At 61.3% G+C, this 13,784-nt stretch carries 12 protein-coding genes; 6 read left to right on the top strand and 6 right to left on the bottom strand.

Annotated elements, in window-relative coordinates; translation table 11 throughout:
* Window positions 1-226: 226 nt before the first annotated feature.
* From MHI61_RS26535 to MHI61_RS26515, 5 genes are all read left to right on the top strand, one after another.
* Window positions 227-1,837 carry an adenylate/guanylate cyclase domain-containing protein gene (locus tag MHI61_RS26535; RefSeq protein WP_239791189.1) on the top strand — a complete coding sequence of 537 codons (1,611 nt, stop codon included), beginning with the start codon at window positions 227-229 and terminating at the stop codon, window positions 1,835-1,837.
* A gap of 156 nt (window positions 1,838-1,993) precedes the next feature.
* Window positions 1,994-2,206 carry a 30S ribosomal protein S21 gene (gene rpsU, locus MHI61_RS26530; protein WP_003585885.1) on the top strand — a complete coding sequence of 71 codons (213 nt, stop codon included), beginning with the start codon at window positions 1,994-1,996 and terminating at the stop codon, window positions 2,204-2,206.
* A 134-nt stretch (window positions 2,207-2,340) separates the two neighbouring features.
* Window positions 2,341-3,210 carry a tetratricopeptide repeat protein gene (locus MHI61_RS26525; protein ID WP_064683202.1) on the top strand — a complete coding sequence of 290 codons (870 nt, stop codon included), beginning with the start codon at window positions 2,341-2,343 and terminating at the stop codon, window positions 3,208-3,210.
* Window positions 3,211-3,687: 477 nt separating this feature from the next.
* Complete coding sequence (locus MHI61_RS26520) at window positions 3,688-5,343, top strand: sensor histidine kinase (protein ID WP_239791188.1); 1,656 nt, start codon at window positions 3,688-3,690, stop codon at window positions 5,341-5,343.
* Between the two features lie 151 nt (window positions 5,344-5,494).
* Window positions 5,495-5,977, top strand: a complete 483-nt coding sequence (locus MHI61_RS26515) for a DUF992 domain-containing protein (protein WP_239791187.1) — start codon at window positions 5,495-5,497, stop codon at window positions 5,975-5,977.
* Between the two features lie 62 nt (window positions 5,978-6,039).
* Here MHI61_RS26515 and MHI61_RS26510 read toward each other — a convergent pair whose 3' ends face one another.
* The 6 genes from MHI61_RS26510 to MHI61_RS26485 form a co-directional block, all read right to left on the bottom strand.
* Complete coding sequence (locus MHI61_RS26510) at window positions 6,040-7,434, bottom strand: NAD(P)(+) transhydrogenase (Re/Si-specific) subunit beta (RefSeq protein WP_239791186.1); 1,395 nt, start codon at window positions 7,432-7,434, stop codon at window positions 6,040-6,042.
* A 7-nt stretch (window positions 7,435-7,441) separates the two neighbouring features.
* A complete protein-coding gene (locus MHI61_RS26505) occupies window positions 7,442-7,840 on the bottom strand; it encodes a proton-translocating transhydrogenase family protein (protein ID WP_239791185.1) in 399 nt (132 codons plus the stop codon).
* A complete protein-coding gene (locus tag MHI61_RS26500) occupies window positions 7,830-8,987 on the bottom strand; it encodes a Re/Si-specific NAD(P)(+) transhydrogenase subunit alpha (protein ID WP_239791184.1) in 1,158 nt (385 codons plus the stop codon). Before MHI61_RS26500 ends, MHI61_RS26505 begins: the two co-directional genes overlap by 11 nt.
* Before the next feature lie 201 nt (window positions 8,988-9,188).
* A complete protein-coding gene (locus MHI61_RS26495; RefSeq protein ID WP_097580418.1) occupies window positions 9,189-9,413 on the bottom strand; it encodes an aa3-type cytochrome c oxidase subunit IV in 225 nt (74 codons plus the stop codon).
* A 226-nt stretch (window positions 9,414-9,639) separates the two neighbouring features.
* The gene (locus MHI61_RS26490) at window positions 9,640-10,392 is read right to left on the bottom strand and encodes a hypothetical protein (RefSeq protein ID WP_222139414.1); all 753 of its coding nucleotides are present in this window, start codon (window positions 10,390-10,392) and stop codon (window positions 9,640-9,642) included.
* A 144-nt stretch (window positions 10,393-10,536) separates the two neighbouring features.
* Window positions 10,537-12,840: an EAL domain-containing protein gene (locus MHI61_RS26485; protein WP_239791183.1), complete on the bottom strand. Its 2,304-nt coding sequence runs from the start codon at window positions 12,838-12,840 to the stop codon at window positions 10,537-10,539.
* Between the two features lie 397 nt (window positions 12,841-13,237).
* Between MHI61_RS26485 and MHI61_RS26480 the strand changes: the two genes are divergently transcribed.
* Window positions 13,238-13,777, top strand: a complete 540-nt coding sequence (locus MHI61_RS26480; RefSeq protein ID WP_097664187.1) for a TRAP transporter small permease subunit — start codon at window positions 13,238-13,240, stop codon at window positions 13,775-13,777.
* Window positions 13,778-13,784 lie beyond the last annotated feature (7 nt).

The raw sequence follows: 13,784 nt of genomic DNA, 5'->3' as shown, positions 1-13,784 counted from the left end.
CGGCCCGAATGCCATTCGCGCACGCGTCCTGGACGCTCCGTTTTCGACCTCTTGCCCTTCGTCTTTCCATCCAGCCGATAAGAAGCGCCGTCAATGAGCCCACGGCTCCGATTTTGGCCAGGCTTTTGCCGGGATGACAAGGCTTCGACCTTGCCGGGCGCCCGGCGAAATGTTCTTGTAGCGATCGAAAATCGCACGCTTTTTCAAGAGAAGGGTAAGGGTCGCCGTGATTTCCGAATCCGCCGCGCGCCGAAGCGGCTACTGGCTGATCGCCGTCGTGCTGGCCATGCTGGCCGGGCTGCCGCTTGCCGTCTGGCTCGACATCAGCGATCTCTCGGGAAATACCTTGCGACGACAGGCGCGTGACATGAGTTCGCTGATATCGAGCATTCGCTCCTATTATTCGGCGAACGTCGTCGGACGGGTTTTGGCCGCGCATGCCAGCGGTGCGACCGCCGGCACGGTCGTCTCCCACAACTACGCCAATATTCCAGGCGCCATTCCGCTGCCGGCAACGCTTTCGCTGGAGCTCGGCGACGTCATCAAGGAACAGCAGGCCAACATCACCTATCGTTTCGTCTCCGATCTGCCGTTCAAGAGCCGCGCATCCCACGAGCTCGACGACTTCGAAAGACAAGCGCTCGCGGCGCTGCGCGCCAATCCGCAACAGACGCTGAACGACCTCACGCGTGTCGGACTGACCGATACCCTGCGGTTCATCACCCCTGTCGTCATGGGCCAGGCCTGCGTTGCCTGCCACAACAGCCACCCGGAAAGCCCGAAGACCGACTGGAAGGTGGGCGATGTGCGCGGCATTCAGGAAGTGATCATCCGGCAGCCCTATGCCAGCAACGTCTTCGCCTTCAAATACCTGCTCTGCTATTTTCTGTTTGTCGCCATCATCGGCCTCAGCTTCATTCTGCTGCAGCGGCAGCAGGCGCGCGCGATCCATAACGCCAACCAGGACCTGGAAGCGGCCAACGAATTCCTCGCCAGCGTCTCGCTGAAGATTTCACGCTACCTCTCGCCGCAGATCTACAAGAGCATTTTCAGCGGGCAGAAGGACGTGGTCGTCCATACCGAGCGCAAGCGCCTGACGATCTTCTTCTCCGACATCAAGGATTTCACCGCGACCACCGAGCGGCTGCAGCCGGAAGCGCTGACGGAGATGCTCAACGAATATCTGACCGAGATGTCGAACATTGCCCTGGCGCATGGCGGCACGGTGGACAAGTTCATCGGCGACGCCATGCTGGTTTTCTTCGGCGACCCGGAAACGAAGGGGCCGGAGGAGGATGCGAAAGCCTGCCTGCGCATGGCCGTCGACATGCAGCGCCGCCTCGGCGAACTAAAGGACAGATGGCGCAGAAACGGCACCGAAGAGCCTTTCGTCGTGCGCATGGGAATCAATAGCGGCTATTGCAATGTCGGCAATTTCGGCAGCAGCGACCGCATGGACTATACGATCATCGGCGCGGAGGCCAATCTCGCCGCCCGCCTGCAATCGATCGCCCAGGGCGGAGAGATCGTCATCAGCTACGAAACCTATGCGCTGGTCAACGAGATCGTCGATGCCCATCCACTGCCGCCGATCACGATGAAGGGCATACAGCGCGAGATCGTGCCCTATGCTGTGGACGGGCTGACGCTCGGCGCGGATCATAAGAGCCGCGTTCTCAGCGAACATCTCGCCGGCCTCGACCTGCATCTGGATATGAGCCGGGTGGAGCCTGCCGACCGCCTTCGGGTCAGGACGGCGCTCAAGGAGGCGATTGCAGCTCTGGATGAAGCCTTGCCGGAGTCGGCGCGATCGAGACAGGATACCGGGCCGGTGTGATTTTTCCGCCTGCCTCCCATATCCGTCTGGACTTCCCCGACCCGATCTGCTATCCCGCATCACCAATCGCAAGGCTGCGGCCGCGCGAACGTTATTTTTTTGCCCCTGGCGCTGCGCCGCCTCAGGCATCAACCAAACCAAAGGAACGTGATTCTCGTGCAGGTACTTGTCCGCGATAACAATGTCGATCAGGCTCTCCGCGCTCTCAAGAAGAAGATGCAGCGCGAAGGCATTTTCCGCGAAATGAAGATGCGCGACTACTACGAGAAGCCGTCGCAGAAGCGTGCCCGCGAAAAGGCCGAGGCTGTTCGCCGCGTTCGCAAGCTGGCCCGCAAGCGCGCCCAGCGCGAAGGCCTGGTCGCACGCTAAGCGTTGCCGTCGTTTTTTCGACGTTTTCAGATGCATTGTGGCGGGGGCGATTGGTTCGCCGCCGCCTTTTTAGTTTGCCGCTGAAGATCGCATATCCAAATATCGGATATGCCGCATGGGGAAAGCGAGCCCGAATGGCTGTTACCACCTTCAATCCGTCCCGCGCCTGGCGCTTGCAGAAAACCGCATTGCTGCCCGCTATGGCGCTGGCCGCCCTGTTCGGCCTTGCCGGCTGCGAAACGACCAATACCACGGACGCCGTGATCCGCATCGACAAGGCGCAGGGTTCGGAAGAGAACATCGCGTCGCTGACGGCGGTTATCAACGCCAACCCCCGGGATCCCGAAGGCTATAATGTCCGCGGCTCCGCTTACGGTCGCGGCGGCCAGTTCCGTCCGGCGCTGAACGATTTCAACACGGCGCTGCAGATCAATCCACGCTTCTTCCAGGCCTATGCCAACCGCGCCCTCGTCTATCGCAACATGGGTCAGCAGGCCCAGGCGATCGCCGACTATAACGCCGCGCTGCAGATCAACCCGAGCTATGACGTCGCCTATATCGGCCGCGGCAATGTCTATCGCATGGCCGGCCAGGACGACCAGGCGTTCAACGATTTCGACCGGGCGATCCAGCTCGGCACCACCGATGGCCGCGCCTATCACAATCGCGGTCTGATCTATCAGAAGCGCAATCAGCAGGACAAGGCGATCGACGATTTCTCGAAAGCGATCTCGCTCGCGCCGAACTCGCCCGAGCCCTATAATGGCCGCGGCATTTCCTATATCGCGCTGAATGACGACGACAACGCCTTTGCCGACTTCAACCATGCGATCGAGCTCAACGGCAACATCGCCGAATCCTGGGCCAACCAGGCGCTCGTCTACGAACGCCGCGGCGACAAGGCCAAGGCCGCCCGCTCCTATCGCCATGCGATCGGCCTTGACCCGAAGTACCAGCCGGCCCGCGATGGTCTCGCGCGCGTCGGCGTCGCCCCAGCCGGCTAAGGATGTGCATTGGGGCGGCCGGGCCATCGGATGCTCCAAATCCTTGCCGTTGCGAGATATCTCCGGCGGAGCCGCCTTATCTGTGATCGGCCCGATGCGCGTGCAGCGACCGCCGATGACGTCGACGCTGTCATGAAGGTGGCTGCATCGCCTTGAAAAGAGAGGCGGAAAAAACATCCGTCGTCCTCGATGGCATGTCATACGATGTTGCAACCCGCTCTTGCTCCCCCTAACATGTCGCTGCTTCGACAGCCCGCTATCGGGCGTTGGAAAAACGTGTTGAGGGCGTTTTGCGAGAGATACGGATCTTTGCGTTCCTGACCGCGAGCGAAAACTGTTGCGGGCAGCGCCCCCCCAGCGCCGCGCATCGTCCGAGCGACGCAAGGGATGCGGCCATGTTTTGTGCCCGGTGATTTTATCCTTCGCTCGATGGGACTCGATGGATTGTGCGATGGCGCAGGCGGCGTGGCGCATTCAATGAAGATCGTTGCGCTGTTCTTTCCAAAGGCTTCGATCGGCACCTATCTCGTTGCCATGGCGGTGGCGATCGCGCTGCCGATTTTCGCCTTCGTGACGCTGCTTCTGCTGCAGCTGGAGGACAATCAGCGTTCGGCGCTGAAGCGCGAGACGGCGCAGGACGCGCTTGCCCTTTCGCGCATCATCGACCGCCAGCTTCAGGACATGGCGACGACGCTGCGGCTGCTGTCGAGTTCGCCGGAACTTGAAAACGGCGATCTCGCCTCCTTCCACGAGCGCACGGAAACGGCTCTGCGCAACAATTCGCTTTACGTGCTTGCCGTCGACCGCACCGGCCGGCAACTGCTGAATACACGCCGGCCTTTCGGCACGCCGCTCGGAGAGATGGCAAATATCGCCTCCCTCGATGCCGCCATGAAATCCGGTCGCATCGAGGCTTCCGATGTTTTTCGCGGCAGAACCAGCGGCGATTGGGTCTATAACGTCACCCTCCCGCGGGCAGCGGATGATCCGGTCGCCGCCCTCATCATCACGCAGGATGCCAAGGATCTCGGCAGGCTGGTGACGACTCAGGGCCTTGCTGCCGGCTGGTCGGCCGCCGTCATCGATCAAAGCGGTCACGTGGTCGTTGCCGCCGGCCCCGCAGCCCTGGAACCCGGCACGCCCTTCGATCCGCGCATCCTGCCGGCGCTTGGTTTCTCCCGGGGTGTCTTCGAAGACAAGACGATCCTGCCTCACATGCTTCTCGGTTATGCTCAAATTCCCGGCTGGTCATGGAAGACGGTGATCTGGGGGCCGGTGGCACAGGCTTCGATCCTCAGCACCTGGCGCTTCCTCATCATCGGCGGCGTGGCGCTTGTGCTCGTCGCGGTACTCGCTGCCTATGCCGTCGCGAGACAGGTGCGTACCACCATCCGCGATATCGCCGAAATGGCAAAGCGTATGGGCGACGGCCACATTGTCTCGCCGGTCGAGACCAGCGTCATCGAGGCGAACCAGGTGGCGATCGCCCTGTCGAATGCCTCCTTCGACCGCAGCCAGACCGAGGACCGGCTGCGTTTCGTCATGCACGAGCTCGTCCACCGCACGAAAAATCTCCTGACGCTTGCCCAGGCAATGATGCGCCAGCTCGCCAAGCAGGCCGACAGCGTCGAGACCTTCCAGGCCGCTGTCGCCGACCGCCTCGAGGGGCTGGTGCGTTCGATCGAGCTCCTGACCAGCGAGCAATGGGGAGGCGTGTCGCTGCGGCGGGTCGTCGATATCCATCTGCAGGCCTTCCCGCAATCGCGCGAACAGATCGAAATCACAGGTGAGGATTTCGTCCTGAAGCCGGATGCGGTGCAGAATCTCGGTCTGGCGCTGCATGAGCTTGCCACCAATTCGGTGAAATACGGCGCGCTTTCCGTTCCGCAAGGCCGTGTCCGCTTCGAATGGCGCGATGTCAGGGAGGAAGACAAGCCGGATGCCCTGCTCCGCTTCACCTGGGAGGAGCGTGGCGGCCCGCCGGTGATAGAGCCCTCACGCACAGGCTTCGGCACGACCGTGATCAAGGCCCATGCCGCCGCCGCCTTCCGCGGCACAGTTGAGATCGATTTCCTGCCTGAAGGCCTGTTATGGGTGTTGACGGCGCAGCGCGCCGCGCTGGAGCGGGACTGACGCATGTCGCCCGGCAGAGCGGAGCGTTTCCCCGGAAATCCTAGCGCCAGAGCGCATCCCATGAATCACGTTTGATACGGCGTGCTTCAGCCTCCCGGAACAATCGCCACCTGCACCCGTTTCGAACAGGTCGTTCCCAAGGAGAAAGACCATGTTCAAGCAAACCATGATCGCAGCCGCGGCTCTGACGGCCGCAGCCTGGGCAAGTCCGGCGGGCGCGGAAAACTATGTCACGCTTGGCCGCCTGGTCTGCGGATCGGATGGCGGCCAGGGTCTGATCATCACGTCGCAGAAGAACCTGATCTGCACCTACACGCCGGCATCCGGCGGCGCCAAGGCGGTCTACGCCGGCAAAATCGAGAAGTTCGGCCTCGACATCGGTCAGACCGGCAAGAGCGTGATGATTTGGCAGGTGCTTGCGAAAACCGGCACGGATATGCCGCAATACGCCTTGGCCGGTGAATATTATGGCATCGGGGCGGATGCGAGCATCGGAGCGGGCGCCGGCGCCAAGGTGATCGCCGGCGGCACCAACAAAGCGTTCATGCTGCAGCCGTTGAACGTCCAGGCTCAGGAAGGACTGAACCTGGCGATCGGGGTCGAGAAGATGACGCTGGTGCCGGGCGAGACATAAGAAAGCAGCCCCAGCTGCACACTTCCTGGCGACATGCAGGAGGGCGGCTGCATTTCACTCGATCAATGCGAAATCGCCTTGTTGATATCCTCGGTCATTTTCTTCGCATCGCCGAGCAGCATCATCGTGCCGTCCTTGTAGAACAGCGTATTGTCGATGCCGGCATAACCGGAGCCGAGCGAGCGCTTGACGAAGAGGCAGGTCTTCGCCCGGTCGACGTCGAGGATCGGCATGCCGTAGATCGGCGAGGTCTTGTCGTCACGCGCGGCTGGATTGGTGACGTCGTTGGCGCCGATGACATAGGCGACATCGGCCTGGGCGAATTCCGAATTGATGTCCTCGAGTTCGAAGACCTCGTCATAGGGAACATTCGCTTCGGCGAGCAGCACATTCATGTGGCCGGGCATGCGGCCGGCAACCGGATGAATGGCATATTTCACTTCGACGCCGTTCTTCTTGAGATTGTCGGCGAGTTCACGCAAGGCATGCTGGGCCTGGGCAACCGCCATGCCGTATCCCGGCACGATGAGGACCTTCGAGGCATTCGCCATCAGATAGGCCGCGTCCTCGGCCGAGCCGAGCTTGACGGTCCTGTCCGAGGTATCGGGTCCGCTGGCCGCCGTCTCGCCGCCGAAGCCGCCGAGGATAACGGAGATGAAAGAGCGGTTCATGCCCTTGCACATGATGTAGGAAAGGATCGCGCCGGAGGAACCGACGAGCGCGCCGGTGATGATCAGCGCCAGATTGCCGAGCGTGAAGCCGATGCCGGCCGCGGCCCATCCCGAATAGGAGTTCAGCATCGAAACGACAACGGGCATATCGGCGCCGCCGATCGGCACGATCAGCAGAACCCCAAGCGCCAGCGACAGCGCCACCACGGCCCAGAAGTCAAAATGGCTTTCGGTGGCGGCAAGTCCGATGATGAAGAGCACAATCAGAACCAGCAGGGCCGCATTGATCAGATGCCGGTAGGGCAGCAGGATCGGCTTGCCGGACATGCGCCCGTCGAGCTTCAGGAAGGCGATGATCGAGCCGGTGAAGGTCAGCGCTCCGATCGCCACACCGAGCGCCATCTCGACGCGCGCCTCGGTATGGATGTGGCCGATCTCGCCGATGCCGAACGAGGCCGGCGTATAGAGCGCCGAAGCCGCGACCAGGACGGCCGCAAGTCCGACCAGCGAATGGAAGCCGGCGACGAGCTGCGGCATCGAGGTCATGGCGATGGTGCGGGCGACATAGGCGCCGACGCTGCCGCCGATGGCAAGCCCAAGGATGATCAGCACAAAGCCGCCGAAGTCAGGCGTCGCCAGCACCAGCGTCGTCAGGATCGCGATCCCCATGCCGACCATGCCGTAGAGATTGCCCTTGCGGCTGGTGGCCGGATGCGACAGGCCGCGCAGCGCCAGGATGAACAGAACGCCGGAGACGAGGTAGAGGAAGGCTGCGATATTGGTCATCGGTCGCTCACCGGTCCTTCTTGCGGTACATCGACAGCATCCGCTGCGTAACGAGGAAGCCGCCGAAGATGTTGACCGAAACCAGCACCAGGGCGACGAAGCCGAAGCCGGTCGCAAGTCCGCTCGTCGAGATGCCGACCGCCAGCAGCGCGCCGACGACGATGACCGAGGAGATCGCATTGGTGACGGCCATCAGCGGCGTATGCAGGGCCGGCGTTACCGACCACACGACGTAATAACCGACGAAGATCGACAGGACGAAGATCGCGAATTGAAAGACGAAGGGATCGATCGCGCCGCCGGTCGCGGCACTGGCCGCTTCCGGCGCCTGGGCCGCCGCCGCAATCACGGCGGTCACCGCCTGGTCGAGCTGTTCCAGCGCTCTGTCCATTGCTTCATTGGCCATCAGTTGTCCCCTTCTTCGCGCCGCCGAAGGCGGGATGAACCACGTCGCCGGCATAGGTCAGCATCGTCGCCTTGACCAGCTCGTCGTCGAGGTTGACGACGACGCTGCCGGTTTCCTTGTTGACCATGGTCTCGAGGAAGGTGACGAGGTTCTTGGCGTAGAGCGCCGAGGCGCTGGCCGCAACCCGGCCCGGCATATTGGCAAAACCGATCACCTTGACACCGTCGACATCGGCGACCTCGCCGGCGACGACACCCTCGATATTGCCGCCGCGCTCGACCGCGAGGTCGACGGCAACGGCACCCGGCTTCATCGAGGCGAGCATGGCGCGTGAAACCAGCCGCGGAGCGGCGCGACCGGGGATCAGCGCGGTGGTGATGACGATATCCTGCTTGGCGATATGTTCGGCCACGAGTGCGGCCTGCTTGCCCTGATAGTCGGCCGACATTTCCTTGGCATAGCCACCGGCTGTTTCCGCCGCCTTGAACTCGTCGTCCTCGACGGCGATGAACTTGGCGCCGAGCGAGGCGACCTGCTCCTTGGCGGCCGGGCGGACGTCGGTGGCCGAAACCGCCGCGCCGAGACGGCGCGCGGTGGCGATCGCCTGGAGGCCGGCGACGCCGGCACCCATGACGAAGACCTTGGCGGCCGGCACGGTGCCGGCCGCCGTCATCATCATCGGCATGGCGCGGTCATAGACCGCCGCCGCCTCGATGACGGCCTGGTAACCGGCGAGATTGGCCTGGGACGACAGCACGTCCATCGATTGGGCGCGGGTGATGCGCGGCATCAGTTCCATCGCGAAAGCCGAAAGCCCGGCACTTGCCAGAGCCGCGATCGCTTCGTCATTGCCGTAGGGATCCATGATGGCGATCACCGCGGCGCCGCTTTTATAGGATGAGATTTCCTGTTCGTTCGGGCGGCGGACCTTCAGCACCACGTCGGCGGAGGCGGCGTCGGCAAAACTGCCGATCCTGGCGCCCGCCGCCGCGAACTCTCCGTCCGGAATACGTGACGCCGCCCCGGCGCCGGCCTCGACGACGACGTCGAAGCCGAAACTCTTCATTTTCTTCACGGTCTCGGCGGAGGCCGCGACACGCGTCTCCTCGCCGGCAATTTCCCTTGCAACGAAAACGATATTGCCCAACTGCCCCCTCCTCCGGGTCAGCCAGACCGCCGCAGGCTTCCCTGCGCAGGCCAAGCACCTAAGCATGTTCGCGCAAAACTGTCCGGCGGTTCTGCGATAACGATATGCGAGAAAATGAAGACCTGAGGCACGAACAGCGAATCTGAACGATCGCAACGCGCTTCAGTCACAAGCTTCGGCGAAGCCCTCCCTTTGCCGCGATCAGCGGACCAGGAAGACGCCGGCAGCGAGAAGAATGATGAAGACGAAGAGGCCGCCGAGAAGGCCGGCGCCGCCGAAGAAACCGGCAGTCATCGCAAGCAGGAGGACGATGAGAAGCATCGAGCCGTATTTCGTGGCCGCGATGAACATGTCGTAGGTCTTTTCATGTTCCCGGTAATCCATCGGCGCGCCGGTCTCGACCGGTCCGGTATGATGTTCGGCCATAAATATCGTCTCCCTGAAATGCCTCTGCGCTGCCTGATTCCCCCGCTTAGGCCGAGGGAAATCCCTGCCTGCAGGAATTACACAATGACAGGCGAAAGCGCAATGCATGAGAATGCCGCAGCCACAGTTCCAAACCACCCCTCTCCCACGGAGGAAAAAGCATGGCGGGACATCGGCTGCGGATCTTGTCATCGCCCTATGTCGCCCCGTCCGGTGGCAGGAGAAATCAGAGCGGCAGGTCAGTGCCGAGTTCACCCGGCGGCACGAAACGCGCCGTCGGAATAATGGTGAGCGGCGGCAACGTGTCGTTGGGATTGCGCGAGAACATCATACGCTGCTCGCTGGCGCTGGAGATGAAGAAGGGATAGCGCGTCAACAGCTTGCGCCCGACTTCGACCACATTCGTCGCCATCAGCGTCATGTCGATCCCGTAATTCTTCGCCAGTCGGCCGGGGACGATCGTGTCGGCATAGAAGACCCGCTTATAGAAAGCGGCATGCGGCGGTCGAACGAACTGAAGCACACGGTCTGCGCGGAAATAAGCGGCCGCAACGATGGTGGGTCTCAGCGTCAGATAGGGAACCCAGGGCAGATCCGCGGTGAGTTCCGGGTCAGCTGCGAAACGCGCCGGATCAATCAACGTCAACCCGGCATCCAGGAGCTCGTCCATCGCCTCGGGAAAGGCGCCGCCGGACTGACTGAGGCGGTGATCAGGTGTCACATAATGAACTCGGATCGTGCTGATCAGCTCACCATAATAGTACAACCCGAAAATATAGGCGTGGCTGTCGAAATCGCTGTCATCAAGCAGACCTTTCGGAGCGAGCGCCAGGACGTCATGGGCCTTGTAAGCCTTGTAACGCAGGCGTTCCACCTGTTCCATGTCTTCGCTGCTTTCGACGCGGCGATATTCGACATGATCCAAAATATCCAAAATTTTCGTGCTGAAATCACCACGCTTGAACAGTGTCTCTGACATTCTCTCGATCCGCTCGTTAACGGATCATTAATCATACGCCGGTGAAATTTAGGCAAGGAAATCCGATAATTCGGCCCGTATATAAACTATTAAGGTTAACGGTGCGGGGGATTGTCAGCGGAAGAATTGGCGCTCACAGAGCGCTCAAGCGACCTTATTGCGGCGACGTTGCACGGGGCGGCGGCCGATGCCCTGCTGCAACAGCGGGATGTTTTGGGAAGGCACCGGCTGCGAGAAAACATAGCCCTGCACCAGATCGGTGCTGCGGTGCTTGTTGAGCAGCGCGAGCTGCTCCTCGGTCTCGACGCCCTCGATGACGATCTTCAGGCCGAGTTCGCGGGCGAGATGGACCGTGCCGCGCAACAGCTTGAGACGGCGGGTATCCTCGACGATGTTGCGCACGAAGGAACGGTCGATCTTGACGATATCGAGCGGCAGCGTGTCGAGATAGCTGAGGCTGGAGAAACCGGTGCCGAAATCGTCAATGGCGATGGTGATGCCGCGGGCCCTCAGCTCCGCGAGGATGGCGCGCACGGCCTGCGGCTCGTCGATCAGGCAGCTTTCGGTGACTTCGAGATGCAGCCGCGCCGCATCGAGGCCGGAATGAGCGAGCGCATCGGCGACCACGGAAAGGATATCGGCATCGCGCAGGTCGCGCGCCGAGAGGTTGACCGAGACGGCGATATGGTCCGGCCAGCTCATGCACTCGGTGCAGGCCTTGAACAGGACGAAACGGGTGATGTCGGAGATAATGCCCATCTCTTCGGCAAGCCGGATGAAGACGTCGGGCGGAATCGAGCCCTTCTCCGGATGCACCCAGCGCGCTAGGGCCTCGGCGCATTCTATCCGTGTGCCATCGGCCCGGAACATCGGCTGGAAGACGAGATGCAGCGCCTGCGCCGAAACCGCTTCGCGCAGGTCTGCCTTCAGCTTCTGCTGCTCGATATAGCGCCCGTCCATCTCGCGCTCGAATCCGGATATGCCGCCCTTGAGGCGGGACTTGCTCTCGAACAGGGCAAGATCCGCCTTGACGCTCCACTCGTCCATTGCGAAGGCCGAGCTTTCGAGGATCGCGTAGCCGGCGCTGAGCGACACGAGGAAGGTCAGCTCGTCGACCTCGTAATGGCCCTGGATCGCGGCGTGCACGCGGCGAATCGAGAGCTCGAGCGATGTGGGCTCCTTCGCATGCGGGAAGAACAGGATGAACTGATCGCCCATCAACCGTCCGAGGATGGCATTGCCGCAAGCCTGCTTGATGCGGGCGGCGATGGCGCAAAGCAGATGGTCGCCGGTGACGTGACCACGCATGTCGTTGACATGTTTGAACTCGTCGATATCAAGAACCATGAAGCCGAGCGGTCCTGATTTGCGCGGGTGCCTGGCGAGATATTCCTGGACCAGTTGTCCGAAATATTCGCGGTTCGGAAGGCCGGTCAGCGCATCGAAGCGGACCATGTGCATGATCTTCTGCTCCGCCTTCACCCGGCTCGACACGTCTTCGAAGATCAGAACGGCTCCGCCGTCGGCCCTCCGACTGGCGGAGAATTCAAGCGACAGGTTCTCAGGGAAATGAATGAGCGTACGTGACAGGTTGCCGTCGGCGACCTGGGTGAGCTGGCGCAGGATGAGCTCCGGCTGCGAGGCATCCATGAAGCTGTAGCGTGCGCCGTAACGCAGCACCGCGCCGAGATCGCGGTCCTTCAGCCGCTCCGGCGCACCGATCTTCAGAAGCTCGCAGGCCTTGCGGTTGACGACCTGAATGCGGTTTTCCACATCCACCATCACCAAGCCATGCGGCATGTTGTTGAGCGCCGTATCGAAACGGTCGGCGATCATGGTGATTTCTCGGCGCGCGATCACGTTATCGTAAAGGAACTCGCGCACGCCATTCGCCATTGCCCGCGTCGTCAGCCAGAAGGGAATAAGGAAGATCGACAGTAGACCGCGGTAGAAATCCAGCGCCAACAGGCTGCAGACGATCATCGGCAGGCAGCAGGAGAATGTCTGAAGGTCGACCGCGAGGCGCGAACCGTAGTTGCGGCCGACGACCGAAACCATTGTTGCCATAGTGACGGCAATGCAGGCAAGCTCGGCAAAGGAATCGCGCACGACGAAGATCGCGTAGCCGCTGGCGATACCAAGCAATGCCGTGGTGCAGGCAGCACCGGCAACCAGAATCCGCTCCCAACGCTCGATTCCGGCGTGCGACAGCCTCTCCTTGTCGACACGGTCAAACTGCCGGAAGATGGCCATGCGCGCGCTGAAGACCAGAAGGAAGGCGGCAGAGAGGAGAATGTAGACGGAAGACTGTGTCTTGGCGGCGACGGCAAGGCATGTCGCCACGTGGACGATTACGCCAGCAAGAAGCGTCATGCGGTTCCCGGAAAGGGAACTCACAAACGACAGATACACATCTAAGGGGACCCTGTTCGGGCTATCTGGCTTCATCCACACTTTCCCTGTGCGCGGGAATTCTAGAGGCAACCCTTTAAAAATTGATTTCAATCGAATCAAACATTTGGTCAAATTTTCTAAAACCCCAGGATGAACAGCACAGCCTTGGCGTGATAATGCAGCCTTGTCGCGAGATTGTTGAAATAATCATCCACGCCTGGGTTGTTAAAATATTTACCGGCCATGCGGGCCGGCCGTCTTAGTGGCGCCTCAACCCCGAAAATCGGAATCGTTTTCGGAAAAATCCGAAGCGCGCGAGAAAGGAGACGGCGCTATACGACTATGCGCCAATGCGCGGCATTTATCCTTCCAATTTCGAGGGCCGTGGTCTACACCGATTCCAAAGAGGGAAAGCTGCCGAATAACGGCAGGACAAGAATAAGGGAAACGAATGTCGGGACTTCTGGCGGCAAGCCGGCTGATCGATTCGGTCAGTCAAATCATGGGCAAACTTTCCGAATATATGGTGCTGTTCTGCTGTCTGATCAGCGCCGGAAACGCCATCGTCCGTTATGCCTTCAACTACAGTTCGAACGGCTGGCTGGAAATCCAGTGGTATCTGTTCGCCTTCGTCGTCATGCTCGGCGCCTCGCATGCGCTGCGCAACAATGAGCATGTCCGCGTCGACCTGATCTATGGCGCCGTGTCCGACAAGGCGAAGATGTGGATCGACATCGTCGGCCTCATCCTGTTCCTCATCCCCGTCTGCATCTTCCTCACCTGGCTCTGCTGGCCTTTCTTCGCGCTGTCCTACCGGCAGGGGGAAATATCGGGCAATGCCGGCGGACTGATCCGCTGGCCCGTCAAGCTGATCCTGGTCGCAGGCTTCGGGCTGCTGTCCCTTCAGGGCGTCTCCGAGCTGATCAAGCGGATCGCCGCCCTCACCGGCTATATCAGCATCGACACAAAATACGAAAAGCCGCTGCAATAGCGCCCCG

Source organism: Rhizobium sp. K102, assembly GCF_022385315.1.
GTDB lineage: Bacteria > Pseudomonadota > Alphaproteobacteria > Rhizobiales > Rhizobiaceae > Rhizobium > Rhizobium croatiense.
Note: the sequence above shows the minus strand (reverse complement) of the source record. Positions and strands in the feature narration are given on the sequence as shown.